This window comes from Schlesneria sphaerica, assembly GCF_044336245.1.
Lineage (GTDB): Bacteria > Planctomycetota > Planctomycetia > Planctomycetales > Planctomycetaceae > Schlesneria > Schlesneria sphaerica.
This window is the reverse complement of record NZ_CP172346.1, coordinates 1861053-1886904: the sequence shown is the minus strand read 5'-3', so window position 1 is coordinate 1886904 and position 25852 is coordinate 1861053. Positions and strand designations below refer to the sequence as shown.

The following is a 25852-nucleotide window of genomic DNA, read 5'->3' as shown; positions in this document are numbered from 1 at the left end:
TAATGACGGCTTGGGATCAGGTCATCAAGCGGACCGCCGAACACGTTCGGCGGACGCTTGAGAATGACACGACAGGACACGACTGGTGGCACATTGATCGGGTCCGCCGTAACGCTCTGCGAATTGCCGCAGAAGAGAAGGCGGACATGGTCATCGTGGAACTGGCCGCTCTGCTGCACGATATCGCTGACTGGAAGTTTCATGGTGGTGATGACACCGCGGGGCCACGGGCAGCCCATGCGTGGCTGAGTGAGAACAATGTTGATCCTGCTGTTGTGGATGCCGTGTGTGATATTGTTGCTCGAGTGACCTTCAAAGGGGCGGGTGTTCCGACGGAAATGCCGACGATTGAAGGCAAATGCGTTCAGGACGGAGACCGTCTGGATGCGATTGGAGCAATCGGTGTTGCTCGTGCGTTCACCTATGGCGGGCACATGGGGCGGCCGATGCATGACCCGTCGGTCCCCGCGGAACTGCATTCGTCGTTCGCGGCTTACAAGTCGAAGTCAGGTCCGACCATCAATCACTTCTACGAAAAACTGCTGCTTCTGAAAGATCGAATGCAGACGGATTCAGGGCGGCGAATCGCTCATGAACGCCACGCATTCATGGAAAACTACCTGCAGCAGTTCCTGGCGGAATGGAACGGCGCGGACGGGCTTCTCGTCGCCCAGACACCCTCCGCCTGATCTCAACCTACTCTTCGCTGCTGATCTTGAGATGGGGTGCCCCTGTGCGCAATGAGCCTTTCCAAACTGGCGCGAGCCGACTTTCGTCTCCCCTTTCAGGGTGATGCTGTCGCTGGAATCGCCGGCGCTCGACCACGCTGAATTCCTTCTCGATGTGAGAAGTCCTCTTCGCTTGGGCCGCGGGAGTGCGTATCTGGATCAGGCCAGGTCACCGGGAACGGGGGCTTGGCACCGATCGACAGACTTTGGAGGGACTTAGTGCCGGGCGATCTGGGGCGGATTCGACAGGGTGTAGATGAGTGATTCAGCCGCGATGCGGTCCCTGACCAGCTTGGACGACTGCAGAATGCCGAGCAGTGTCTGGCCGTCAAACATTCGCATGGGGCTGGACGTGGCTTGCTGTAAGAGCTGGTCGACCTGATTGACGTCGGGTCGTTTTTCAAACGGCTTATCCGACGCGACGACAAATCCCCAGGCAGACCCGTATGTCGGGACGTTGACGGTCGCAATCGCCGTATCGCGGAATACGGATGCAATCGTCTTCGCTGTTCTGGCGAGAGGTTCGATGAGCGGGGGTGACTGGGAACCCGCTTGATTGACGAAAAAACCGCCTGGCGTGAGGGCGTTCTGGCAGTGCGTAAAGAATTCTTTCGTGAACAGCTTGTAGGCCGGGCCAGATTCAATGGGGTCGGTCAGGTCGGCGATAATGACATCCCAGCCGCTTGTGTTCGCAATCACATCGAAGGCATCCGCGGCTTCAATCCTGACGCGTGGGTCGTTGAGTGAACCTTGATGGATTTCTGGCAGATGCTGTCGACAGGCCTCGATGGCATTGCGGTCAATGTCGACGAGCAGAATCTCTTCCACGTCGTTCCACTTGAGCGCCTCGCGGGCCGCTCCTCCGTCGGCTCCGCCGGCAATCAGAATCCGGCGAGGCTGACCGTAGAGAACAAAGGGAGTGTGAACGAGCGGTTCGTGGTAAAGGAATTCGTCACCGGTGCATGTCTGCCATCGGCCGTCGAGGACGAGTGCTTTTCCATAAGCACCACTTTCGACGACATACAGTTCCTGAAACGGTGTCTGCTGATGGTGAAGAACCTTGCTGACGCGGTGCTGCCAGATGTCGTCAGGGGTGAATGATTCACCGATCCAGCGTTCTTGTGTATTCATCGATGTGGACCTGTCACAGTGTCTTGATGTTAAAGCGTCTTGAGGTTAACCGGGGTGTTGTTCACGGCAGTGCGGGGACTGCACGTGCGATTCTGACAAAAAGGAGTCGCAACCGCGCGAGGCTGGCAACTGTTCTGCCTCGACTCCGTGAATGCGCAACGGACTCGGTCATCAAGGTGCCGATGACTCCCACCCTTCCAGCTTCACCAAAGCGTATAGCCACCGTCAATGACCATCGCGGCTCCCGTGACGTAGCGGGACGCGTCACTGGCCAGGTAGACCGCCAACGGCCCCAGATCTTCAGGCTGACCGAAGTCTCCGCTCGGAATCTGTTGACGGAATCCCTTGATCATTTCAGGGGCGTCATTGGCCCAGCGGATATTGGGAGCGGTCATGAATCCTCCCGGACAGATCGCATTGACCGTGATCTTGTGCGGAGCCCAATCCGCTGCGGCCGAACGGGTCAGATGCATGACAGCAGCCTTGGCGGTTTCGTAGCTTCGGCCACCGATTCCGCGGTTGGCGACCATTCCCGAAATGGAAGCGATATTGATGATCCGGCCCCCCTGCCCTCGTTCGATCATCGATTTACCGATGTATTTCATGCACAGGAAGGTGCTGGTCAGATTCAAATCGATGATCTGCTGCCACTGCTCGAGTGTCTGATCCTCGATCTGGACGTCAATTCGTCGTCCTCCCACATTATTAATCAGGATGTCGATCGGACCATGATGCTGCAGGACCTGATTGCAGATCGCTTCGCACTGTCCCGGCTGACTGACGTCCCCTTCGATTGCCCAGGCCTGTCGCCCAAGGGCACGAATATCATCGGCAGTCCCTTTCAAACTGGTCGCTTCGCGGCCGACCAGGACGACATCGGCCCCCGCGTCTGCAATCGCGAGCGCCATTTCGCGACCCAGTCCCCGGCTGCCGCCGGTGATGAGAAGACGTTTTCCATTCAGTCGAAACCGGTCGAAGATACTCATGAATTTCCCTTTCTTCACAGTCATCACGGGACGTCGCGCGCTTCCGTCGATTCGCTGCGCGACGGAGATGTTAGAGCCACAGCCGGATTCGATCTTTCAACTGTTGCGGGATTCGTTTCATCACGGCCCGTTCAATCTGGTTTGTGGCGTATCGCGTACTGAAGTGCATGGCAATGATCAGTTCGTTATGGAACTTGTCTGCACGTTCGATGATGTCGTCCAGGTGCATGTGTCCGAATTTGTAGATCTTTTCCTTGCGGTGTTCGGGGCGGAAGAATGTGATTTCTGTAATCAGGATCTTGGCTTCGAAGACGGGGGGATAGTTATCGATTCCGGGAGGAGCCGTGTCACCCGTATAGCAGACGAGCGGAGTTCGCACTTCGTGTGTGACTTCCTCACCTGACATTCTCAGATCCCGGATTTCGTTACCGGTGAGTGTGATGTACTGGGGCTTGAGTTTTTTGCGGCGCTGCCAGACGACGTATCCCACTGAGGGGACCGTATGGCGGGTCGGAAAGACCGTCACGACGTGATCACGTGAGATCTCGATTTCCTGGCCGGCCTTGACGCCGATCAGTTCGCAGACCATGCGGCCCCGATCCAGTTGCTGCCAGACTTTCAGCAGGCGTTCGGCCCATTCGACGTTTTCTTCCGGAAGGTAAATCCGGGGAGGTTCCATTTTCATCATCCGCCGGCGCGCGACATAGACTGGCAGAGCCGCCATGTGGTCCAGGTGTGCGTGCGTGACGAAGATCGTGGGGATATTCATGAAGTCCCAGGGACTTCCTCCCAGGTCGAATCCGAGTTTCAGTTCCGGGATTCGCCAGTAGCTCTGCACGGCCGCCCGGGAGTAACCCTCGATTGTCAGGCCGTCGTGCTCAAGCGTGTGAATTGGCAGGTTTTCGACCATGCGCGGGATCCGATCAGTGGGAACGTCGCACTTCTTGCACGGTCGTTCGTCGCGGGGGTGTCAGGGAATGAGTGGATATGATTATAGGGATCGCTTTGCAGCAATCGACCGACTGAGACCTGTCTTGCTGGCCAATCTGGACCAGGGCAATCACTCGCTCAGGGACCCGTTGTTGTCTGCAAGGTGTCTGCAGAGAGGATCAGAGGGAATCCCTGTCGGGATTCCCTCGTGACTGCTGTCCCGGGCAGTGCGTCTGCCCGTAGATCCTTTGAGTGTGTGCGCCGTCCAGGATCCCATATCTTTGCGGCGGGGCTGTGGGTGCTAACCATCGGTCGAGCCCCCCCCCTGAGCCACTTGACCGGTTTGAAATCGTCTGACCAGCAGGGGGATTTGCCTCGATGGGACTAGCTGACCTTGACCGGCTTGCCCGTCTGGATGCTCTTCGCTTCAGCGTAGCAGACCTTCAGTGCGTCACGTGCGAGTTCGTCAGACAGAAGTCGTGGCGTTTCTCGTGACTTGACGGCGTCGACGGCCAGCTGGAGTTCGGCGGTGAAGGCAGAGCACCATTCGGTCCCTCCCTTGAGCTTCGGTTGGGTTACCTTGCCGCCGGTGACAACGGTGAGAGGGCGGTCCGGGGTCCATTCACCCGCCAGGGTACTGGCGCTATAGAGAAGAGTGGCTTTCTCGAGATAGATTTCGAAGCCGGCTGAGAAACCGAGACCGTCGGCGGCGATTCCTCCGCTGACAGCGCTGATGGCGAGTGACGGGTCTTCGTAGAGGTACTGGGTATGGACGTGATTGACGTATCCATCCTGAAGCAGACCGCGCGAAAAGACCTGTTGCGGGACACCACAGATCAGGCTGATGAAGTGGTTGTCATGAATGTGGAGATCAATCCCCCACCCGCCGAGTTTGCGGAAGTCGGACATTTCGGCCGACCATTTCGGTGACGAGATGACGCGGCGGAAGTGAGCGGCCTGCAGCTTGCCGTATTTTCCGGACGCGATCGTCTCGGCGGCGAATTTGAATTCGGGGAAGAAGGGCAGCACCTGGGCCACCATCAATTTGCGGCCGGTCTTGCGCGCGGCAGCGACCATGCGCTCGGCTGACTTCAGGTCGATGGCGATCGGCTTCTCGATCAGGACATCCTTACCGGCGTTCAGCGCGGCGATGGCGACTTCTTCATGCTTGTCGTTTGGCAGGCAGATGTCGATCAGGTCGATGTCTGGAGAAGCCAGCATCTGCTCATAGTTATCGTAAGCGACGATCTTGGTGAGATCGAGCTTGGCGCCTCGAGGACCATAGTTCCCTTGGATCGAGGTCCAGTCGCCGATCAGCTTTTCGGGGCTGCGCGCGCAGATTGTTGTGACCGTGCCACCCTTGAGCTTCGAACCGGTGATGCGACCCGCTTCGTTGAATTTCATTGCCCCGGAAAAGTGGGCCCACCCCATGAAACCAATTCCGACGATTCCAATTCTAACCATCAAAAAACCTCTCAATCTCGCGGCGTAAATTTCCCTGATTCTTGGCTGTAAGCATCTGGCTCCCCTATGGGAAAAGCAAGCGAGATGAGTTGCACAAAAACCAGGCAGCGAGGCGTTGCCTAAATGTTGTGCACGGCATTGCAGTGACTCGCTGGTGACGGACTGCAGTTTTGGCAGGTTGATTGTTTGTTGCGAAATGATGCGATGGGTTGGCCGCTTGGGGGCGTGGTTGGGGGTTCTTCTGGGTGTTTGTGCACGGATTTTGTGCATGTGAGATGTTTGCAGGCGATTCAAGTTGCAGGGTTGTTTCTGTCGATTTCTCGGATTGGACTAGATTTTCCTGTCTCGCCCCTGTTATCCTTCTGACGTCGTATTCCAGTTGATGACAGTCGCGGTGGTTAGCCGCAGGGATGGATTCCGGACACGACTCGTTGAGACCGCGCAGCACGATACAGGGAAGATACTCACGACCAGGAAAGGGGTGGCGGTATGTTGGTGCTCTCTCGAAAGCCAGGCGAAAAAATTCTGATTGGTGAAAATGTGACGGTCACGATCGTCAGGATCGGTCCGAATACCGTGCGGATCGGTATTGAAGCGCCGCGCGACATGAATATCGTCCGCGAAGAGCTCTACCAGACGGCAGGGCATCTTGAAGACCCGCTCAAGGGGCATCAGGATGTGGAGTCTCTCTAAAGAGAGCACCGCAGAGGACTCGCTCAGGGCGAGGACTCAAAACACCAAAACATCAAACCGACGTGGCACTCGTGCTCCGTCGGTTTTTTATTGGTCTCTCAGGAAAGGACCGGCTCTAGTCCTGACGCCGTCAGCTCTGGCTTTCTGAACGAGTCGCTCGAAATCAGTCAGAGTATGTTACAGTACCAGGTGCCCATGCATTGATCGTGGTTTGAGTGATGACAAACGCTTGCTGGTGGAGCTTCCCCCATGATGCATCTTTCGGGTTCTGGAGTGGCACACACGTGCGACGGCGTTTCGCGGCGCGACTTCATGCAGGTCGGCTCGCTAGGCGCGATCGGACTTTCGATGGCTGACGCCGCGGCGATGGAAGCGCGTGCCGCTGAGTCTTCAACGAAGCGGCCCGGCAAGGATCAGCGATCATGCATCATGATTTTCAATCTTGGTGCGCCGAGTCAGCTCGACACGTTCGATCCCAAACCGGATGCCCCCGCAGAGGTTCGGGGGCCCTTCAAGGCCATCTCGACGAAGTCACCCGCGATTCAGATCAGTGAGATCTTCCCCCGACATGCCGCCATTGCCGATAAGATCTCGTTTGTTCGCAGTTGTAATCATGGTGCTCCCGCGGTGCATGATGCGGGATGGCAGATGATGCAGACCGGGCGTTTCTTCACCGGAGGGGTCAACACGCCGCATGCCGGCAGCGTGACATCTTATCTGATGGGGCGCAAGACGGATCTTCCTCCCTTCGTGGTTCTTCCCGAACTGATGGGATCAGGGGGTGGAAACCTGCCCAACGGACAAGCGGGCGGGTTCCTCGGCAAGGCGTATGATCCCTTTGCCCTCAATGCGGATCCCTCCAGGCCCGACTTTGCAGTCCCGGATCTATTGCCTCCTGCGCAGCTTGGCGAAGTCCGCCTTCAGCGTCGTCAGCGCTTGCGGAACGTCGTCGAACAGTCGCTCTCAGGATTCGAGCAAAGCGAGAATGCCCAATTGATTGACAGCAGTTTTCAGTCGGCCTTTCGTCTGATTTCCAGTCCACAGGCCCGCGAGGCGTTCGACCTGAACAAGGAATCGCCCGCCGTTCGCGAACGATATGGAATGAATCGGTTTGGTCAGTGCTGTCTTCTCGCGCGTCGCCTGGTTGAGGCGGGGGTTCGGTTCGTCACAATTAACACCTTCCTGACGGTGTTCAACGAAGTGACCTGGGACATTCATGGGACACTCCCTTTCACCTCCATCGAAGGGATGAAGAACATCGTGGCGCCCATGTACGATCAGGCCTACACCGCATTGATTGAAGACCTGGTCGAACGAGGGATGCTCGACGAAACCCTCGTCTGCAACCTCGCCGAATTTGGCAGAACGCCACGCGTGAATCCTGCGGGGGGGAGAGACCACTGGCCACAATGCTGGACCGTGTACTTTGCAGGAGGAGGAGTTCAGGGGGGCCGCGTTGTCGGACGGAGTGACCCGATTGGCGGTTATCCCGCGGAACGACCCGTGACGCCTCCCGATGTTGTCGCGACGATCTATCACAGTTTGGGATTCAATGTGGAAGAGCATCTTCCTGGTCCCGCAGGTCGGCCGTTTCCTCTGGCCGACTTCGGTACGAAGCCAATCCTTGAGCTGTTTTAGCAGGAGAGAATGGGGATCGTCGTTTAGGTGAGCTTCGTCTGAATCGACCCGCGCGATCCTGTGGACCTGTCCCGTCGGTGGAAGCGTCGGCACGCTGAGGAGGGATGGCTTGCGCGGTGGCGATTCGCGCGTGTTTCAGCGGCATGTTCTTGAAAGACTTTGCCGTCTGGTGAGCAATCCGAGTCTGACACCGCGGCGGGCCTGATCGAGCCTGGATGAATGCTGCTTCGCGGGTATTGCTTTGTTGGTGCCCCTCTGGTTGGGGTTGCATCCCAGTCATCGCGCAGCAAAAAACCCTTCGCGAGCCGACGAACTCAGACTCGATGAAATCGTGTCTGAAATCGCTGACTGCGAAGGGCTCGTCCCCCCCGACATCGCCGGATCGCGATCTGTTCGATCACGGATTGTCCGACGATGTACGAGTCGCGTGATGCGAGTCTGCTCGTCGTAGACGTACAAGCAACCTCAGCATGGTGTTCGATTCATCCGACGGGCGTCCGGGCACTGCGATCAGTAGCCCGCGTTTTCGTTGAGGCCCTGCATGGATGCCTCACGGTCGGCTTTATACTTTTCCAGGGCGCGAATCTGCCGGGACAGTTTCTGCTCAGGCCCTTTGGGGAAATACTGAACATCATCATCCAGATAGTAGGCCGATGGCAAGGTTTGGCCTCCAATCGTTGTCTGAAGACATCCGATCGAATTGGCCGAGATCAGCAAGCCTGCTACCAGATGCATGTGCCAGCCCGATTTCGCTTTCATTGCAACATCCTTGCACGACAAATTCCCCACGAAGCAACCGTGGCGTTCCCTACTTAGATCGGCGAACGAAGCCCGAATCTTTCGCAGATTCAGCATAACCCGCCACATTTATGGCTTTCATGCAAGGGGCGAGGAAAATGGCATGCAGAAATGGGCGCACAAACTCTCTATTTTTCCCAGACATCCTGATCCGCAGAGGCGGGAGCGCGCCGCATTTCGGAGATTCTCGTTCTGATCCATTCTGTAATCGAAGTCACGCGTCGTCAGGAAATTGTGATCCATTCCCGGAAGCGTGATTCATCCACGTTTCTTCCGCTCAGGACGATGACGATGTCCCCTTCTCCGTCCAGCGAGATCTTCCCGGTCAGCAGGGCGGCTGTGGAAATCGCGCCGGAAGGCTCGGTCCGCAGACCGTGGGTCTCGTAGAGCCACTTCATGGCTTTCCGTGTTTCCAGGTCGGGGACTGCAACCGCCTTCGACAGATACTTCTGAAGGATGGGCCAGTTGTGCTGACCCACGTCATAAGAGAGCAACCCGTCGCAGATGCTTTTGGGGTGGTCAACGCGCACGCGGTGTCCTGCGGCGAGCGACTGGGCAAAATCGGTTGCGCCGTCGGGTTCAACCCCAATAATTTGAGCGGTTGGGAAACCGTCGGCGATCGCCAGGGCGTGGCCTGCCATCAGGCCTCCCCCGCTGACCTGACAGACAAACTGTGAGATTTGCCGTCCTTCACGCTGAAGCTCGCGAACGATTTCCAGACCACCGACGCCATTCCCGGCAATCACATACGGGTCATCGTAGGGGGATGCCTGAACGGCGTGGTGTTCTTCCGCAATCTTGCGGGTCAGTTTGTCTCGTTCGCCCGTTTCGTGGTCTCGCGCGATGTCGTAGGTCATGACTTCGGCGCCGAAGGACCTCGTTAATTGAAATTTGACGTTCGGCGCGGTGTTGGGCATCACCACGATGACTTTTTTCTGATAGCGCATTCCGGCGAACGAAATTCCCGATGCGAAGTTGCCCGAGGAATGGGCTGCAACGGGAAGATCACCGATGCGATCCAGATTCTTCGACATCCAGTACAGAGCCCCTAATAATTTGAAGGAACCGACAGGAGTCCACCCGTAGTCCTTCAGCCAGACGCGGCGACCATTGGTCAGGCCGAGCTCTCGTTCAAGCGGGTAGGAGCGGATGAGCGGGGCAGGTGAAAGATGTTGGCGAATGACCGCTTCTGCATCGCGAACGTCTTCCATCGATGCGATTTTCAACGTCATTGGGGGGCGTCCTTCTCTAGAGGGCGTAATGGGTGGAGGGCTGTCGGTGAGAAAAACTGGGCGACGGCAGGGTTTGCAGGGAATTCTCGTTCGCAGTGGAACAAAGCAATGGAACAAAGATGTCTCGCGACCAGCGTTCGACGGAGCGGCATCGTCGTCTGGCCGCAATGGCCCCTACTCGTCAGTGAGAAGTTCGTCTTCCAATTCCGCATCCTGACCGCTTGCCAATTCTTCCAATTGCCGGGCGAGGTCGAGTTTTTCCACGATGGCATAGCGCCCCTCGCACCATCGAATCAGGTCGACTTCTTTACAACGGCGACTGCAAAAGGGGGCGTAATTACTGGCAGGATCGGTGGCCGGAGCGACTGCCTTCTGGCAGATTGGGCATTCTGGCAAGCGGATCAAGATAGGTAAGCTCTTTTCCGGTGTTGTGACGGATCCACAGGGGTGCCGACGACGTCTGTGCCGAGCATCAGCTGTCGGATTTGCTGCCGGAATCGCTTTTCGAAGCAGAACCGGAATCACTTGACGGCTTATCGGCTGCGGCGGCTTTCTTGTAAGAGTCGCTGCGATAGTCTGTCAGATAGAACCCGGACCCTTTGAAGATCAGACCAGCGCCGCCGCCAATCTGGCGTTTGGCCTTGGATTTGCCACATTTGGGGCACTTCTTGACCGGCGCCGCCTTGATCGACTGAAACTCTTCCCAGAGATGATCGCAGGCGTCACATTTGTAGTCATAAGTCGGCACGAGAGAGGCTCCTGATATACAAAACGCGTTTGATCTTGACGCAGATGAAAAACCATCCGGTCGTTGTCCGCAAGGGCTGGATGAGAACTCCGAGGAATTCTCACGGAAGTCCGACGGAAGGGAATGCCGAAACCCGTCAGGACTGTCTAGATTCGCGTATGATAGCAACGCTGGCAAGTTTCCAAGGCTTTCTTCCTTAATACTTCGAAGTCTGACATGAGCCGCCCTGAATTCGATCTGATTCACTGGATACGTTCGCAGGTTCGAGATCGCGAGCCGGTCCGCGTCGGAATCGGGGATGACGCTGCCTGCCTTCGTCCACCAGCCGACCGCGATCAACTGGTCGCAATCGACATGCTGATGGAAGGGGTTCATTTCACCTTTCCCGACGCCACCCCTGAACAGGCTGGGCGAAAAGCACTGGCTGTGAATGTCAGCGACATTGCCGCCATGGCAGGTGAGCCGACCGCGGCGTTTGTTTCCGTGGCCCTTCCAAAGCACCGGGGGGCCCAATTCGCGCGGCGAGTGCACACCGGCGTCATCGAGCTGGCAGATGAATTCAACATCGTCATTGCCGGGGGTGATACCAATAGCTGGAACGGGCCACTGGTCATCAGCGTCACACTGACCGGGCACCCTGTCGGTCCCCGTTCCATTTGCCGAGACGGGGCAAAACCGGGAGACTGGCTGTTTGTCACGGGGAAGCTTGGAGGAAGCCTGCCCACCAGGCACCATTTGACATTTACGCCGCGGCTCGCGGAAGCGAAGAAGCTGGCGCGGATGGTTGAACTGCATGCCATGATGGATATCAGCGACGGACTTGCGGCCGATCTGGACCACATTCTGACCGCCAGCCGGGTCGGTGCGCTGCTTGTAGCCGACCAGATTCCATTGACGGAGTGGGCACTCGCATCCACGGATGGTTCTTCTCCCTTGCAGCACGGACTCAGTGACGGAGAGGATTTTGAGCTCTTGTTTGCCGTGTCGCCTGAGGAGGGAGAACGATTGCTCGCTCAATGGCCCGAAACGACACCCATCACCAGGGTGGGAGAAATTGTCGAAGCTGCGGGGTGCAGGATTCGGTATCCGGATGGAAGAATCGAACCGCTCAGTCCCATCGGGTGGACTCATTCGCTGGACGCTGAGGGCCAGTGATCGTCAGAGCGATTTTCGGGCCGAGCAGCCAAGTTGGGCGCGGCTGCCTGGAGGGGGATGGTGTGATCCATTTTCCGCAGAGTGTGCTGGTTCTTTCACGTACGTCTGATGATCTCTTCCCTGCTCACCATTGGTTTGAAGAATGTCCGTAGACTCACGATTACGAGTGCTGTTCGTCATTGGCTCCATGGGGGGGGGCGGTGCCGAGCGACAGGTGCTGGAGATTCTGTGGCGCCTCGATCGAACCCGTTTTGTTCCGCACCTGTACCTGGCAATGAAGCAGGGGGAACTGATGAGCGAAGTCCCCGCTGACGTTCCTGTCTCTGCATACTGGGATCGGCAGCCGGAATCGATTTCGCGTCGTCTGCTGAGGATGCTGAAACTGACTCGACTTCTGCGCTACCTCCACCTGGCCCGTGTCTTACGCGATCAGAAGATCGATCTCATTTATGACCGGACGTACCTGGCCACGCTGGACGCCGCTGGTGCCTGCTGGTTCCGGCCCACTCCGCGGATCTCGTGTTGTGTCGCCGACCCACAGCCCGAACTGGAGCAACACGCTCGTTTTTCGGTCCGAATGGCCTGGTTATTAGCGCGTCGAGCGTACCAGAGTGCTTCCGTCGTCCTTGCCAATTCTGAGGGGTTGCGGCGGAGAATGCTGGACTATTTTCATCTTCGTCCAGAGCACGTGAAGGTTTATCAAAATCTGCTCGCCAATGTACGGCCACCGTCTCGAGCAGATGCGGGCGGTCAGGTCGATGCGTTACATGGTCCGGGAGGGGTGGGAACCGACGAAGCAGCGGCTTCGGTTCCGAAGGAGTCTGCGGGCGACGTGTCCCCGGAACGGGATGAGCGATGGCAAACGCTGCGGGCAATTTTCCGGGAGGACAATCCCTCGTTTCTCATTGTCAGTGCCGGGAGGCTTCATCCGCAGAAAGGGTATCAGTACCTGCTCGAAGCCATGCACGAGGTGGTGAATCATGGGGGGCGTGATGTGCAACTCGTGATCTTCGGTCAGGGGGAGTCACGAAGGGAGCTGACTACTTATATAGAGAAGCACGGTCTGGAGCGGCACGTCTATCTGGCTGGCTTCGATCGAGACCCCCGGAGGTGGTACCGGCATGCGAAGCTGTTTGTGCTTCCGTCTCTCTCAGATGCGATGCCAAATGCGTTGATTGAGGCCGTCATCGATGGGGTTCCCGCGCTGGCGACAACGTGTCCGACTGGCCCGAAAGAGATTCTCGCCGACGGAGAACTGGGGGGGCTGGTGCCGCCCGAGGACGCTCGTGCGCTGGCTGATGCCATCGTGGATGCGATGGATCATCACGAGCAGTGGAGGGCTCGTGCGGTACGGGCTAAGGAGATCATTGAGAAGACGTTCGACCCCGAATCGGGGATGCACCGGCTCCAGACATTAATGGAAGAGATCGCGCGTGGAGCGATAGCAAAATCCTGAAGTCTCGATCGTGATTACTGGCCCACGGGCATTCATGGTGGACAATCGGGATGTCGGCGGGAGAGACGGGGCGAGGAATCTTTCAGGTAAGCCCGTCTGAAATTTGATGCGGGGCTCGTTGGTGGAACCCAAAATGAAGATGCCCCGCGACTCGCATCGCGGGGCATCTCGATTAATCACGTGAGTGACGATTACTCAACAGAGTTGAGCAAGAATCACTGGCAGCAAGGAGCGGCAGGAGCAGCGTTGCAACCGTTGTTGCAGCATGCACCGTTGGAAGCTGGGACGAGGACCGTCTTTGGAACAAGCTTGCAGACCTGAACGGTGACTTCTTTTTCAACCGTTACAGGGACGCAGACATTGTAGGTTTCGGTCTTCTCTTCGTTGACGGTGTCGCAAACCGTGACTTCGTACGATTCTTCACGGGTCTTCGCGACGCTTTCCGTGTAGTTGATCGTGCGGGTCTTGGTTTCGGCAACCTGACGGCTGACAGGAACAGTACGGGTACGGTTTTCCTGTCGGCAGAGCTGAACCTGGTAATCATACTCTTGCTGAGCAGCAACCTGACGGCTCACAGGAACGGTACGGGTACGGGTTTCCTGACGGCAGAGCTGAACCTGGTAATCGTACTCTTGCTGAGTAGCAACCTGTCGTGTGACAGGAACGGTACGGGTGCGGGTTTCCTGACGGCAGAGCTGAACCTGGTAATCGTACTCTTGCTGAGTAGCAACCTGTCGTGTGACAGGAACGGTACGGGTGCGGGTTTCCTGACGGCAGAGCTGAACCTGGTAATCGTACTCTTGCTGAGTAGTAACCTGACGTGAGACAGGAACGGTACGGGTACGGGTTTCCTGACGGCAGAGCTGAACCTGGTAATCGTACTCTTGCTGAGAAGCAACCTGTCGTGAGACGGGAACGGTACGGGTATGGGTTTCCTGACGGCAGAGCTGAACCTGGTAATCGTACTCTTGCTGTGACGTGGTGTAGTTCGTGACCTGCACCTGTCGGGTGCGTGTTTCTGGGCGACACAGCGTGACGGTGTAGGTGTAAGGAACCTGCTTAGCAACTTGCTGGCAGACGGTGTAAGGAACCTGAACCTGAACTACGTTTGGAACCCAGTACTGCTGAGTAGCGACTGGGGTACCACATGCACCACCGTTAACAACTCCACCGGCGACGTTTCCGCAGCCGCTGGCGCAGCCACCGCAAGCGGCGGTTGTACCACAAGGAGCACAGACATTGGCAGCAACACCCACTGGCTGGCAGCCGTTGGAAACGGCGACAGCACGGGTTTCCCAGTGACCCTGGTCCTGGCAAACGGTGCGGAACTGCTGAACCTGAACGGTGTCATATTCCGTTCGCGACCCCTGTCGTTCTTCCGTGTACGGAACATTGACGGTGTAGGTCTGGTCTACAGTGCTGACAACGGGGACGGTGACAGTCCGTGTTCCCTTGCGGGTTTCCGTGTAAGGAACGCTGACGGTGTAGGTCTGCTCAACATTGTCGGTGACAGTGTTGTAGACGGTCCGTGTTCCCTTGCGGGTTTCCGTGTAAGGAACGCTGACGGTGTAGGTCTGCTCAACATTGTCGGTGACAGTGTTGTAGACGGTCCGTGTTCCCTTGCGGGTTTCCGTGTACGGAACGTTGACGGTGTAGGTCTGCTCAACATTGTCGGTGACAGTGTTGTAGACAGTCCGTGTTCCCTTGCGGGTTTCCGTGTACGGAACGTTGACGGTGTAGGTCTGCTCAACATTGTCGGTGACAGTGTTGTAGACAGTCCGTGTTCCTTTGCGGGTTTCCGTGTACGGAACGTTAACGGTGTAGGTCTGCTCAACATTGTCGGTGACAGTGTTGTAGACGGTCCGTGTTCCCTTGCGGGTTTCCGTGTAAGGAACGCTGACCGTGTAGGTCTGTTCGACCTGGTCAACCACCGTGTTGTAAACCGTGTAGGACTCTTCCCGCGTACGAGGTTCGTTCTCGTAGTACGTTACGGTGCGAGTCTTGGTTTCGGTGCGTGGAACTTGTCGAGCAACGGTGTACTTGCGTTCACGCGCTTCTTGACGGTATTCCGTCACGTTGACCTTGCGAACTTCGGTCGTCAGCTGTGGTTCCATGACCGTCTGTTCGACCATCGCTGGCCCGCATCCACCGCTGGCGTCGCCGGAGGAAGCATAGCCGACTGAACCGTAACCTGCCGAACCATAGACAACAGAGTTACATCCGCTTGACCCGGCAACTGCTGCTCCCGATCCGCAGCTGGGAGCTGCAACGCAACTGGGCACCGAGGCGCAAGTTGCTGGACGTGGTTTGCAGCAGCGGTGATGCCGATGCCCCGCTTGTGCCGTCGACCCCAACAGGGCGACAGTGGCGACCAAAAGGCCCCATTGTTTGACCATTCAAACCTCCCCCTCAACATGAACAGAAACCGACACTTTCCAAAACAATTTGGAACTTCCAGACGGTCTGGAAGATTAAGCCGCAAAGTTTCGCGCGGAAAACTTTTCGAAATTGATACGGTTTGGGATTTTCAAACAAATCCTAAGACGCGCTACTACCCATGTCCACTGTAAATATAGGTAATTTCTGCCGTAGCTGAATTTTTAGGTAAAATGCGGCGTTTGTGTTGTCTGGGATATGTTTGCGGCTCGAGTCGCTCGCAACTGTCAGGCAATGTCAAGAATTCGCGAAGAGCGAAACTGCGCCGAAATCTCTCAAGAATTTCTTGAAGTCGAGTTGGATTGGGGGTCTATACATGCTGTCGTGAAATTGAACGAATAGCAAGTGGTTCCTTTTGCGAAGCTGGCGCATTTGACATTTTCTTCAAAATTGTCAAATTCATCAGCTGCTTCGCAATCTGGGTTCGCGTCGAAATCTTCAGACAATTTCCAATCCCGGTCGCTTCCATTCCAGCGATGTGTACACGCGTGTCGACAAGCTTTCAGGTCCAATTCGGCGCTTGTTCGTTTGTTGAAACCGATTCCAGTTTTGACAAATCACCCAGATTTTGTCGCATGCAGTCGTGCCAGGATTGCAGCGTGTGGAGTGTCCAGGGCGGTCGTCATCGAAGTCGGAAGGAAGGACATCTGTTCTCGCCTATTCGGGTTTGAAGAGATCGGGATCGATGAATTAAACCGATTCCGCCGCAGGACCTGTGCCAGTGACGGCAGTATGGCAAGTGTTGAGAAGAGGTCCCTTCCCGTCGGCTGCTTCAGTTCATCTGGATAGCGTCAATCGTCTTTTTGGCAGTGACTCCAGGCTTGGCAGGTGATTGGCAGGGTTCGTGATGGACCACTTCCAGTTTTTTTTGACCGACCTGGCTCGTATTGCGGGGGCACTATGCTGATGCGTGGAATGACAAGTTTGAAGCGATTGCGTGCGGGAATTGCGTCAGCCGGGGTGCTGATGGCCCTGCCAGGAATGATGATCTGCTGCAGCGCAACATTGGCCGTAGCACAGGGGGTCACACCGACGGTGCTGACTTCGAAAATGATTCGCTCGATGCCGGGCGTCGATATCACCCGAATCAAAACACCTCTGGCTCAGCCCGCTTCGGGAACAGCCGTAACCACCATACCGCTCGCGGATACCTTCCGGCTGCATAGCCAAGCCACGGCTACCAAGACGATCTACCTGGATTTTGACGGTCACACGACGATCAATACGCCCTGGAACACTGGCAGTGGCGCGATTACCACTGCGCCGTTTACGTTGGACTCCAATCGGGCCTTCTCCAATACAGAATTGCTCGCGATTCAGGAGATCTGGCGACGGACGGCGGAAGCGTTTTCTCCCTTCAATGTTAACGTCACGACTCAAGAGCCACCTCTTGCTGACCTGATCAACTCGGGGGGAAGTGATACCCGCTGGGGGATTCGCGTTCTGATCGGAACATCAACACCCTCGCCCGCTCCGGATGCAGGGGGCGTCGCGTTTCTCAATAGTTTCCCAGCAAGTGCGGACGTTCCCTGTTTCGTGTTTCCTGCAAGTCTGGCAAATACTTCCAAGTTCATTGCTGACGCAACGATCCATGAAGTCGGACACACGTTGGGCCTTGATCACGATGGACGAATTTCTCCCGCCGAGGGCTATTACTACGGCCACGGTTCGGGGGTGACTGGTTGGGCGCCTCACATGGGGGTTGGCTACGAACAGAACCTTGTGCAGTGGAGCAAGGGTGAGTATCTGAGCGCCAATAACCTGGAAGACGACCTGGCGATCATCACCACACGAAACGGATTCACTTATCTGGCGGATGACTACGCCAACGATCGGACTTCCGCAGCCGCGATCAATGGGACTCGTGGTTTGGGGGCGGCCGCGAATATTTTCAACGTCGCGCAGACGGGCGTGATTACGACGCGAACCGATACAGACTGGTTCAAATTGACGGTGGGGAATGGGACTCTGGTGCTCACTGCCACCGGGGGAATTGCCAATACGATGCTTGATATCCAGATGGATCTTTACACAAGCACGGGCTCACTGCTGGCCAGCAGCAATCCGACCGATCAGTTGACCGCTTCGATCAACCGTAATGTGACCGCAGGGGTCTATTACGTGCGAATCGACGGTGTCGGCAATGGCCAGGTGCTGGGAACGGGATACTCAGACTATGGCAGCATTGGGACATACAACATCGCCGGTTCGTTTGTCGCTCCTCCGACAGTCGTTTCCTCTCGCGTTGTCGCTTCGTACTCAAGTGCGACGAAGACCCTGGCATTAACCGGTGACGGGATGGGCAACTCGTTGACCGTTACGCTTCAGGCTGGAAGCCTCAAGGTCGAAGGGGCCAATGGTACGAGCATTGGCATCGTGGGAAGTGGCGGCGCGATCACGACCGTCCCCTCGACGACGTTTGCACACACTGGAAAGCTGATTTTAACGGCTGACCTGGGTGACGGGGATGACGCGATTGCAGTGCTCGGGGTTGATTCTTCGACGACGAACATCAGTCTGGGGAACGGAAGCGACCGGGCGGCGTTTACCCTCTGCAATATCGGCACGTTAAGTGTCAATGGTGGTGCAGGGACTGACGTCATCACCACGACATCCAGCACAATTGGTCAGTTCAACGGCACGAGTATCCCGTAATCGGACGCAAAAATGAGGTGGTTCGGGTTCCCTGGACCACCTTCTTCTGCCTTGCTGCGAACGCTTCATTTCCGACTTTCCGTGTGGTAGACTCAGACCGTTTGGGAACCACACGGAAACCGGAAAATTATGAGTCTGCTAGAACCTGCGAAACTCGCCCTCGCTGATGGTACGGTCTTTACCGGCACCGCATTTGGAGCACAGGGCGAGGTTTATGGCGAAGTCTGTTTCAATACGAGTATGTCGGGTTACCAGGAGATTCTGACCGACCCATCCTACTGTGGGCAGATCGTCACGATGACGTATCCACTGATCGGCAACTACGGAATCAATTCCGAAGATGTCGAAAGTCGGGGGCTGTTCCTGCGGGGCTTTGTCGTGCGGGAATTGTGTCGGCAACCCAGCAATTTTCGATCACTCACTTCACTGGATGACTACCTGCGCAAGAACGGTGTCGTCGGAATTGAAGGAGTCGATACGCGGGCTCTCGTGCGGCGACTCAGAATTCGGGGAGCCATGACCGGCGTCCTTTCGTCGGTCGATCTCGATGACGAATCACTGGTCAGAAAAGCACAGCAAAGTCCGACGCTGGTCGGACGCGACCTGATTCAGGAAGTCATGCCGAAGGAACCGTTTGAGTGGTCCGAAGGCCTGTCGGATCTCGGAGCAAGCGGGACTGCCAGGACGACCTTGAGTGACAAACAGCCTCATGTCGTGGCAATCGACTACGGCATGAAGTGGAACATCCTGCGGCACCTGAAGGCGATAGGATGTCGGGTGACGGTTGTTCCCGGAAACGCGTCCGCCGAAGAAGTGCTCGCACTCAAACCGGACGGCGTATTTCTGTCTAACGGGCCTGGCGATCCGGAACCCCTCACCTACGCGATCTCGACGATTCGCAATTTGCTCGGCAAGACACCCGTTTTCGGGATTTGTCTGGGCCATCAGCTTCTGGGACTGGCCAGCGGTGCCGAGACATACAAGCTGAAGTTTGGGCATCGAGGGGCCAATCAACCCGTTCTGAATAAAGCGAACGGTCGGGTTGAGATCACATCGCAGAACCATGGTTTTGCAATCTCGGCCGAGACACTGCCCGACAGCCTCGAAGTCACCCACGTGAATCTGAACGATCAGACGATCGAAGGGTTTCGACATCGAGAGTTTCCCGCCTTCAGTGTGCAGTATCATCCTGAGGCCGCAGCCGGACCGCATGACAGCAGCTATCTCTTTCAAGAGTTTCTGCAGTTGATGGCCAAGGCTTGAGCCGACACCGGCCATCGTCTCTAGTCTGATCAAGTGGTTCCAGATTGGCACTATTCGTCGCGGTGACGTTGTTGGCCGGAATGAGTCAACTTTCATTTTTCAACAGTTAAGGAATGTTCGATGGCGCTGGAACGTAGTTTTGTTTTGCTGAAGCCCGATGCCGTGGCTCGTCGTCTGGTGGGAGAGATCCTGGGACGATTCGAGTCCAAGGGACTGAAGATTGTCGGGATGAAGATGCTGAAGGTGACACCCGAGCTTTCCAAGCAGCACTACGCCGAACACGTCAGCAAGCCGTTCTATCCCATGCTTGAGCAGTTCATCACCTCGGGGCCGGTCATTGCTCTGGCCGTTGAAGGGCCTCAGGCGATCTCCGTGATTCGGGCCATGCTCGGTTCAACCAATGGACGGGAAGCTCCGCTGGGAACCATCCGTGGCGATTTCGGGTTGAGTCGTCAGATGAACCTGGTTCATGGCAGTGACGGTACTGATGCTGCTGCCCGCGAACTGGCCATTTACTTCAAGCCAGAAGAATTGCTCAACTACCAGGACTCGCTTGATCCCTGGACCTGTGCCTCAGACGAGAAGTAAGCGGGTCTTTCAGCCACGAGCCAGCCGCTCTGCCCGTTGATTGAGTTCGACGGGCACTTTGTCGATGAGCATCTCGATCACCGCATCGGCATCGATCTTCTGGCTCTGGGCAGCGAACGTCGTGACAAGGCGATGGCGCAGCACCGGGTGCGCCATCGCCTTGATGTCTTCTGTCATCACGTGAAATCGTCCTTGAAGCAAGGCGCGAGCTTTCGCACCGAGAATCAGATTCTGTCCTGCTCGGGGCCCTGCTCCCCACGAGAGATATTCTTTCACAAAGCCTGGTGCATCGGCTTCTCGGGGCCGTGTGGCTCGCACCAGATCTCGTGCGTAAATAAAGACGTGTTCTGCGACGAGAACCCTGCGCACCACTTCCTGAAGTGCGAGAATCTGTCGACCCGTCAGGGTCACGGTGAGCTGCGGTTCTTCTCCGCTGGTGGTCTGCTTGAGGATTCGCAATTCCTCTGCGGCGTCAGGGTACTTCACGACGATGTTGAACATAAACCGGTCCAGTTGTGCCTCGGGAAGAGGATAGGTCCCTTCCTGCTCGATCGGATTCTGCGTCGCGAGCACAAAGAACGGGACGGGCAGTCGATAGGTGTTCGAACCGACCGTGACATGTCTTTCCTGCATGGCTTCCAGCAGCGCCGCCTGCGTCTTGGGTGGAGTGCGGTTGATTTCATCGGCGAGAAGCACATTGGTAAAAATCGGCCCCTGCATGAATTGAAAAAGGCGTCTTCCGGAGTCGGGGTCTTCCTGGAGAACGTCTGTGCCAGTGATGTCGGACGGCATGAGGTCCGGGGTGAACTGGATTCGGCGATAGGACAGTTGCAGGATTTTCGCGACGGTGCTGACCAGTAATGTTTTCGCCAGCCCGGGGACACCCATCAGGAGACAGTGCGACTTGCAGAACATGGCGATCAGCAATTGATCGATAACATCATCCTGTCCGATGATGACCTTACCGATTTCCTGTCGCAGTCGTGAGTAGGCCGTTGCGAGTCCCCGAATTGCAGCCAGTTCTCGATCGCGGGCTGAGGTGTCAGAGTGCGAGGCTTGGTCATCATTCGCTCTCACATTCATCAGATCTGCCTTCGGTGAATCAAGTTGATATCCGCCTAGAGATACGATAGCAGGTCATTGATTTGCAAACCAAATCGAGGCCCGGACACGGAAATACATTGACATCACGGGAGGGCAGATCGAGCGGTGTGGAGTTGGAGTCATGAGCCCGTTTCGAGTCAAGCTCGTGTCTGACAGGCGGAGTTGGCACGAAATTGAAAGATTTCTGCGTCGCTCATAAGCCTGTTCGCTGCTGAGAAAGCCGGGAACCAGACCGCAGGTTAGTGAAACCGGGGCGATTGATGGAAGCAGGCTGGTCATCGCGGCACGTTTTCATGTTGCGATTATTGATAAATTCTAGAAACAGTGTCACCTTGTACCGGTAATTGACGTTCGCTTCCCGGGCGTTGAATCTGGAATTTCAGCAGCGTCGCCATCGCACACCACGACGATAGCTCCGGCCATCCAGAAAACTATCCAACTCAATCAAACGCAAGGAACTGCTTCAATGTCCGGAAACGATCTTTGGGTTGATACTCCTCACGAACCACAGCCTCTTCCGCCGGTTCCGAAAAAACGAATGAGCGGCTGCATGATCGCAGCAATCATCGGTGGTATTTTCGGCACGTTGGGCCTGCTGGTCTGTTGTGGCGTCTTGGGGTGGCTCGTGACCATGATGATGCCGACCACCACGAATGTTCCCGCGGAAATTACCGGGATCGGGAAGAAGGTCCTGGATATCGAACTTCCGCCCGATTTCCAGCCTGAAACCGCAGTGACCGTCGACAATATGTTCATGACGATGCAGCTTGCGAAGTTCAAGCACAAAGAGGGTAAAGGCGATTTGCTTCTCAGTTCCTTCAAAAGCAAGTTTAATCAACCCGGCCAACCCGCCATGCCAGCGGACCAGTTGCGTGTGAAGTTCGAGGAAGAGATTCGTAATTCACTCGACGTCAAGAAAATCGATACGCACGACATCGTCATTAATGGTCAGACCGTCAATGCATCGATTGCTGAAGCAACAGATCGAGCAACGAATCAGGGGGTGCACACGGTCACCGTGGACATTCCCGTTCCAAACGGTCAGTCGTTTATCATGTTAAAGCTGACGGATGATGTCTGGGATCAGGACGCCGTCTTGAGAATGCTCTCAGGCGCCAAATCTGAAGCGGTTGAGGAAGTGAAGCCTGAAGCGGCCGAGGAAGTGAAGCCTGAAGCGGCCGAGGAAGTGAAGCCTGAAGCGGTTGAGGAAGTGAAGCCTGAAGCGGTTGAGGAAGTGAAGCCTGAAGCGGTTGAGGAAGTGAAGCCTGAAGCGGTTGAGGAAGTGAAGCCTGAAGCGGTTGAGGAAGTGAAGCCTGAGGCGGTTGAGGAAGTGAAGCCTGAGGCGGTTGAGGAAGTGAAGCCCAACGAATAAGTTTGCTGGCGGGTGGGGACCAGTCACTAGGCCACGTCGCGACGCCGATCCTCTCGGGATCGGCCGTCCGACCCGGTTGGCCTTGAACGGCGAATCGGCCGTGATGACTGTTCCCGTTGTTCTAAAGATTGACTCAAGCGGTGGATCTCGTCGCGCAGGTTGTCGATCCGCCAGGTGACTTCACTGACCGTTTGCTCCATGCCACTCGAGATGAGCGTCACCACCCCCAGGAACAGTAGCATCTGTCCGACGGCAGCGGTCAGCCAGCCGGTCGGCATGTAGTTCGGTGGACCGCCGAAATAGCTCCACATGATCAACACAGTGCCACAGGTGAGCAGGGCGACGCCACCGTAGGCACACAACTGCCCGGCGAGTGTCGTCCAGCTTGAGCCGCGGTTCAACTGCTTTTGAAGGGCTTCCAGGACGACACGATCGTGCGCCTGTCGGGATTCATCATCCACCAGTGTCAGGTCAACTTTGGGGCCTGATTTTTGAGTGGACCGCTCACGGCCGGACGAACTCGGAGTGCGAACGCGTTCTGCGGCGGGATCGATCGCTTCATCGAGATCCTGCTTGATCCGGGCCGCATAGGAGGGATCACCCAGATCCGCAAACGGCGCCCGGCCGGGGGACTTTGAGGAGATCAGCGACTCGAGTTGTGCGTCGATGGGATCAGACGAGGGGATCGGTCGAGTGACCTTGGCACCTGCGCTGCTCGTGGTCGATGCAGGGACTTCAAGATTTTGCGCCGACCAGCGTGCGAGCAGCTCGCGGGCGTCTCGTTCGGCTTCAATGGTTTTCGGAGCAACGGCGACCCGGGGCGTTTCAATCGCTGCCACGCCGAGTTCCATTTGGCAGCGTGCGCAGAGCATCCGACGGTTGTCCGTGGACAACTCGGCCGCGACATCTGCCCGGCACGATGAGCACCACATCAGGTCAATTCCGCGAGGTTAAATCTCGAACAAACTTTCCAGTGCCACTACATGGAAGCGATGACACCAGGTCGCGGAAGCTATCGGGACATTGTGTTTCATGCAAGATCGGTTATCGGGGGAGCGGAGCCACGGAGCCACGGGGCTTCCCCGCTGGCTGTCGGGTGTTACCTCGCCATAGAGCCTTCCGCTTCGTCAGGCTCGTGTTCAGGTGCGAGAATCGCCCCATTCGCGCTTCATGCAAAGGGGCTTGCTCAACCGCCTGCTGACGGCTCGAAAAATGATCATCAGGGCGAGAACTCGACGAATCCTTCGAAGTCAGCGAGTGACTCGAATGCTCGCCCTGTGATGTTGTCGTGCCGGTTCAAGAAGATTGCGGGGTGGGATAAGAGGGGAAGTCGAGCCGGTGGGCCGCCAGTTCCGGAAACGTGAGCTCGTAGCACTTTAATTGAGTGTGGTTGGCATGCTGGCTCGTTTCCTGTTCGCGATGGGGTTCCCGAAGTGGGGGATCGCACGATCGAGGCGGCCTCAAACTGCCCGAGTTCGAGTCAATCTGGCTGCACCTGTGCCGCCATGAGAAACCAGGAACTGCGAAACGATCACGTCTCTTCGATCTCGGTGATTTCGTAGTTCGTCACACCGCGAGGTGCCTGGAATTCAACCCGATCTCCCACTTTCTTGTGCATGAGAGCCGTCGCGAGCGGTGAGGCGGTGAGGATCTTCATGACGTCGCTGGTGTAGTCCTCTTCACCTGGACCCACAAACTCATACTGCTCGATCGAGTTGTCGCTCAGATCTTTGACAGTGACGCGTGTGCCAAAGGTCACAATGCCCTTCGGCAGACTGGATTTATCAACGATATAGCAGTCTGCGAGAGTCGATTTCAGTGAGTTGATGCGCGCCTGCAGCATCCCCTGAGCTTCACGCTGACCGTGGTATTCTGCATTTTCGCGAAGGTCCCCTTCATCACGTGCATCTGCAATCGCCTGTGCGATCTTGGGCATTTCCACTTCTTCAAGCTGACGCAGCTCTTCCTTCTTCTTTTCGTACCCTTCTCGCGAAATTGGCTGCCGTTCCATTGTCTATTCCTCAATCCAAATTCAAAAACCTGAGTTGGCGAGAGCCCGCTTCGAAGCGAGTGGGGCCCCTCCAACTCGCACTGCAGATCAACAGGAAAAAGCAAGCACGGGCGACGGTGATGTCGCCCGTGCAATTTTCACTTCATCATCGATGGCCAACGGACCGGGAAGAATCTCCCCAGTGCACCAGGATCGAATCCTCATCGAACACTTTTCCGGCAGGATTGGAAGCTGCCGTTGATCGCATAATGCAGCGAAACGCTGATCGCTTCTACAACATTATACCATCGCCCCAAGGGGACGCTATCCGACTTCGGTCCAACTTCCTGACTTTGCACTTTTCAGCACAGCATCGCAAATTTTCTGCGTTTCCAGGGCTTCGCGGAAGGTCGGTGAGACAGAGACACCTTTGTCGACACCTTGCAGGAAATCAGCGACATGGTGAACAAATGTGTGCTCGTAGCCGATCTGCAGACCGGGTACCCACCAGTTGCCCATGTAGGGGTGATCGCCGTCGGTGATATGGATCGACCGCCAGGCTCGCAGGTTTCCTTCATCACGGTGATCGAACCACTGCAGACGGTGCAGATCGTGAAGATCCCACTTGATTGACGCGTGCTCGCCGTTGATTTCAAACGTGTACAGCGCCTTGTGGCCTCGTGCGTACCGAGTCGATTCAAAGAGTCCCAGCGACCCGTTTCCAAACCGGCACATAAACGTACAGGCGTCGTCGATACCAACTTTCTCGACCTTGCCTGTCAGCGTGTGTTTACGCTCCTTCACGAACGTTTCGGTCATGGCAGTCACGTTCTTGACGTCACCGTTCAGCCAGATGGCTGTATCGATACAGTGAGCGAGCAGGTCACCCGTGACCCCGCTTCCGGCTGCGGCGGCGTCGAGTCGCCACAAGGCCGCGCCCCCCTGGGGCAAGTCCGCCGAGATGGTCCAGTCCTGCAGAAAGTTTGCACGATAGTGGAAGATTCGCCCCAGTTTCCCGGAATCGATCAACTGCTTGGCGAACGTCACGGCGGGAACGCGGCGGTAGTTGTACCAGACCGTGTTCAGCACCTTGGCCTTTTCGACCGCCTGGCACATCTCTTCACCTTGCGCGGTATCCATGGCGAGTGGCTTCTCGCAGAGGATCATCTTGCCATTCTCGGCCGCAGCGATGGCAATGTCACGATGCAGGTTGTTGGGGGTACAGATATCAATCGCGTCGATATCTTTGCGTTCGACCAGCTTGCGCCAGTCGGTTTCGATTGATTCGTACCCCCAGCGATCGGCAAACGCCTTGACCTTTTCGGCATCCCGCGCGCAGACGGCCTTCAAGACAGGATGATGCTCGGAATCAAAAAAGTGGTTCACTTTACGATAGGCATTGGAATGGGTTCGACCCATGAACCCGTAACCCACCATTCCGATTCGCAAAGGCTTTGCCATGATCTCGTCTGTCTCCTCAAATCC

General features: G+C 56.4%; 22 protein-coding genes. 9 read left to right on the top strand and 13 right to left on the bottom strand.

Going from position 1 to position 25852, the window contains the following annotated elements:
- Window positions 1–2 precede the first annotated feature (2 nt).
- Window positions 3–689 (top strand): HD domain-containing protein, encoded by a 687-nt coding sequence (locus ACGY09_RS06980; RefSeq protein WP_397570999.1) that lies wholly within the window; start codon window positions 3–5, stop codon window positions 687–689.
- A gap of 255 nt (window positions 690–944) precedes the next feature.
- Here ACGY09_RS06980 and ACGY09_RS06975 read toward each other — a convergent pair whose 3' ends face one another.
- From ACGY09_RS06975 to ACGY09_RS06960, 4 genes are all read right to left on the bottom strand, one after another.
- Entirely contained in the window at window positions 945–1859 is a 915-nt protein-coding gene (locus tag ACGY09_RS06975; protein ID WP_397570998.1) for a spermidine synthase, read from the bottom strand.
- Between the two features lie 203 nt (window positions 1860–2062).
- Complete coding sequence (locus ACGY09_RS06970; RefSeq protein WP_373650990.1) at window positions 2063–2845, bottom strand: SDR family NAD(P)-dependent oxidoreductase; 783 nt, start codon at window positions 2843–2845, stop codon at window positions 2063–2065.
- Window positions 2846–2915: 70 nt separating this feature from the next.
- Window positions 2916–3755 carry an MBL fold metallo-hydrolase gene (locus tag ACGY09_RS06965; RefSeq protein WP_373650991.1) on the bottom strand — a complete coding sequence of 280 codons (840 nt, stop codon included), beginning with the start codon at window positions 3753–3755 and terminating at the stop codon, window positions 2916–2918.
- A gap of 404 nt (window positions 3756–4159) precedes the next feature.
- On the bottom strand, window positions 4160–5239 hold the full coding sequence (locus ACGY09_RS06960; RefSeq protein ID WP_373650992.1) for a Gfo/Idh/MocA family protein: 1080 nt from the start codon (window positions 5237–5239) through the stop codon (window positions 4160–4162).
- A 489-nt stretch (window positions 5240–5728) separates the two neighbouring features.
- On the opposite strand from ACGY09_RS06960, the gene ACGY09_RS06955 reads away from it, so the two are divergent.
- Together ACGY09_RS06955 and ACGY09_RS06950 are read left to right on the top strand one after the other, a co-directional pair.
- Window positions 5729–5932, top strand: coding sequence for a carbon storage regulator (locus ACGY09_RS06955; RefSeq protein WP_373650993.1), 204 nt, complete (start codon window positions 5729–5731; stop codon window positions 5930–5932).
- 249 nt (window positions 5933–6181) lie between these two features.
- Window positions 6182–7570 carry a DUF1501 domain-containing protein gene (locus tag ACGY09_RS06950; RefSeq protein WP_397570997.1) on the top strand — a complete coding sequence of 463 codons (1389 nt, stop codon included), beginning with the start codon at window positions 6182–6184 and terminating at the stop codon, window positions 7568–7570.
- A 510-nt stretch (window positions 7571–8080) separates the two neighbouring features.
- Here ACGY09_RS06950 and ACGY09_RS06945 read toward each other — a convergent pair.
- The 4 genes from ACGY09_RS06945 to ACGY09_RS06930 form a co-directional block, all read right to left on the bottom strand.
- A complete protein-coding gene (locus ACGY09_RS06945) occupies window positions 8081–8329 on the bottom strand; it encodes a hypothetical protein (RefSeq protein ID WP_373650995.1) in 249 nt (82 codons plus the stop codon).
- 263 nt (window positions 8330–8592) lie between these two features.
- Window positions 8593–9600, bottom strand: coding sequence for a threonine/serine dehydratase (locus ACGY09_RS06940; protein WP_397570996.1), 1008 nt, complete (start codon window positions 9598–9600; stop codon window positions 8593–8595).
- 174 nt (window positions 9601–9774) lie between these two features.
- Complete coding sequence (locus ACGY09_RS06935) at window positions 9775–10005, bottom strand: DNA gyrase inhibitor YacG (protein WP_397570995.1); 231 nt, start codon at window positions 10003–10005, stop codon at window positions 9775–9777.
- 67 nt (window positions 10006–10072) lie between these two features.
- Window positions 10073–10348, bottom strand: coding sequence for an FmdB family zinc ribbon protein (locus tag ACGY09_RS06930; protein WP_373650998.1), 276 nt, complete (start codon window positions 10346–10348; stop codon window positions 10073–10075).
- Between the two features lie 216 nt (window positions 10349–10564).
- Between ACGY09_RS06930 and ACGY09_RS06925 the strand changes: the two genes are divergently transcribed.
- Entirely contained in the window at window positions 10565–11503 is a 939-nt protein-coding gene (locus ACGY09_RS06925) for a thiamine-monophosphate kinase (protein WP_373650999.1), read from the top strand.
- Window positions 11504–11645: 142 nt separating this feature from the next.
- Entirely contained in the window at window positions 11646–12959 is a 1314-nt protein-coding gene (locus ACGY09_RS06920; RefSeq protein ID WP_397570994.1) for a glycosyltransferase, read from the top strand.
- 215 nt (window positions 12960–13174) lie between these two features.
- On the opposite strand, the gene ACGY09_RS06915 is transcribed toward ACGY09_RS06920, so the two are convergent.
- On the bottom strand, window positions 13175–15091 hold the full coding sequence (locus ACGY09_RS06915; protein ID WP_397570993.1) for a hypothetical protein: 1917 nt from the start codon (window positions 15089–15091) through the stop codon (window positions 13175–13177).
- 1219 nt (window positions 15092–16310) lie between these two features.
- On the opposite strand from ACGY09_RS06915, the gene ACGY09_RS06910 reads away from it, so the two are divergent.
- The 3 genes from ACGY09_RS06910 (at window position 16311) to ndk (ending at window position 19901) form a co-directional block, all read left to right on the top strand.
- Window positions 16311–18050 carry a hypothetical protein gene (locus ACGY09_RS06910; protein ID WP_373651002.1) on the top strand — a complete coding sequence of 580 codons (1740 nt, stop codon included), beginning with the start codon at window positions 16311–16313 and terminating at the stop codon, window positions 18048–18050.
- Window positions 18051–18179: 129 nt separating this feature from the next.
- The gene (carA, locus tag ACGY09_RS06905; protein ID WP_373651003.1) at window positions 18180–19313 is read left to right on the top strand and encodes a glutamine-hydrolyzing carbamoyl-phosphate synthase small subunit; all 1134 of its coding nucleotides are present in this window, start codon (window positions 18180–18182) and stop codon (window positions 19311–19313) included.
- Between the two features lie 126 nt (window positions 19314–19439).
- Window positions 19440–19901 (top strand): nucleoside-diphosphate kinase, encoded by a 462-nt coding sequence (ndk, locus tag ACGY09_RS06900; RefSeq protein WP_373653868.1) that lies wholly within the window; start codon window positions 19440–19442, stop codon window positions 19899–19901.
- A gap of 9 nt (window positions 19902–19910) precedes the next feature.
- Here the strand turns inward: ndk and ACGY09_RS06895 are convergent, their stop codons facing one another.
- A complete protein-coding gene (locus ACGY09_RS06895) occupies window positions 19911–20984 on the bottom strand; it encodes an AAA family ATPase (protein ID WP_397570992.1) in 1074 nt (357 codons plus the stop codon).
- 487 nt (window positions 20985–21471) lie between these two features.
- Here ACGY09_RS06895 and ACGY09_RS06890 point away from each other — a divergent pair, with 487 nt between their 5' ends.
- Window positions 21472–22377, top strand: a complete 906-nt coding sequence (locus ACGY09_RS06890; protein ID WP_397570991.1) for a hypothetical protein — start codon at window positions 21472–21474, stop codon at window positions 22375–22377.
- 26 nt (window positions 22378–22403) lie between these two features.
- Here the strand turns inward: ACGY09_RS06890 and ACGY09_RS06885 are convergent, their stop codons facing one another.
- The 3 genes from ACGY09_RS06885 to ACGY09_RS06875 form a co-directional block, all read right to left on the bottom strand.
- Complete coding sequence (locus tag ACGY09_RS06885) at window positions 22404–23216, bottom strand: hypothetical protein (RefSeq protein ID WP_397570990.1); 813 nt, start codon at window positions 23214–23216, stop codon at window positions 22404–22406.
- A gap of 692 nt (window positions 23217–23908) precedes the next feature.
- The gene (greA, locus tag ACGY09_RS06880) at window positions 23909–24388 is read right to left on the bottom strand and encodes a transcription elongation factor GreA (RefSeq protein WP_373651007.1); all 480 of its coding nucleotides are present in this window, start codon (window positions 24386–24388) and stop codon (window positions 23909–23911) included.
- Between the two features lie 303 nt (window positions 24389–24691).
- Window positions 24692–25828, bottom strand: coding sequence for a Gfo/Idh/MocA family protein (locus tag ACGY09_RS06875; protein WP_373651009.1), 1137 nt, complete (start codon window positions 25826–25828; stop codon window positions 24692–24694).
- Window positions 25829–25852 lie beyond the last annotated feature (24 nt).

Coding starts and splice junctions, on each gene's coding strand:
- ACGY09_RS06980 (WP_397570999.1), top strand. CDS start 3: ATGACGGCTTGGGATCAGGTCATCAAGCGGACCGCCGAACACGTTCGG.
- ACGY09_RS06975 (WP_397570998.1), bottom strand. CDS start 1,859: ATGAATACACAAGAACGCTGGATCGGTGAATCATTCACCCCTGACGAC.
- ACGY09_RS06970 (WP_373650990.1), bottom strand. CDS start 2,845: ATGAGTATCTTCGACCGGTTTCGACTGAATGGAAAACGTCTTCTCATC.
- ACGY09_RS06965 (WP_373650991.1), bottom strand. CDS start 3,755: ATGGTCGAAAACCTGCCAATTCACACGCTTGAGCACGACGGCCTGACA.
- ACGY09_RS06960 (WP_373650992.1), bottom strand. CDS start 5,239: ATGGTTAGAATTGGAATCGTCGGAATTGGTTTCATGGGGTGGGCCCAC.
- ACGY09_RS06955 (WP_373650993.1), top strand. CDS start 5,729: ATGTTGGTGCTCTCTCGAAAGCCAGGCGAAAAAATTCTGATTGGTGAA.
- ACGY09_RS06950 (WP_397570997.1), top strand. CDS start 6,182: ATGATGCATCTTTCGGGTTCTGGAGTGGCACACACGTGCGACGGCGTT.
- ACGY09_RS06945 (WP_373650995.1), bottom strand. CDS start 8,329: ATGAAAGCGAAATCGGGCTGGCACATGCATCTGGTAGCAGGCTTGCTG.
- ACGY09_RS06940 (WP_397570996.1), bottom strand. CDS start 9,600: ATGACGTTGAAAATCGCATCGATGGAAGACGTTCGCGATGCAGAAGCG.
- ACGY09_RS06925 (WP_373650999.1), top strand. CDS start 10,565: ATGAGCCGCCCTGAATTCGATCTGATTCACTGGATACGTTCGCAGGTT.
- ACGY09_RS06920 (WP_397570994.1), top strand. CDS start 11,646: ATGTCCGTAGACTCACGATTACGAGTGCTGTTCGTCATTGGCTCCATG.
- ACGY09_RS06915 (WP_397570993.1), bottom strand. CDS start 15,091: ATGGTCGAACAGACGGTCATGGAACCACAGCTGACGACCGAAGTTCGC.
- ACGY09_RS06910 (WP_373651002.1), top strand. CDS start 16,311: ATGACAAGTTTGAAGCGATTGCGTGCGGGAATTGCGTCAGCCGGGGTG.
- carA (WP_373651003.1), top strand. CDS start 18,180: ATGAGTCTGCTAGAACCTGCGAAACTCGCCCTCGCTGATGGTACGGTC.
- ACGY09_RS06895 (WP_397570992.1), bottom strand. CDS start 20,984: ATGAATGTGAGAGCGAATGATGACCAAGCCTCGCACTCTGACACCTCA.
- ACGY09_RS06890 (WP_397570991.1), top strand. CDS start 21,472: ATGTCCGGAAACGATCTTTGGGTTGATACTCCTCACGAACCACAGCCT.
- greA (WP_373651007.1), bottom strand. CDS start 24,388: ATGGAACGGCAGCCAATTTCGCGAGAAGGGTACGAAAAGAAGAAGGAA.
- ACGY09_RS06875 (WP_373651009.1), bottom strand. CDS start 25,828: ATGGCAAAGCCTTTGCGAATCGGAATGGTGGGTTACGGGTTCATGGGT.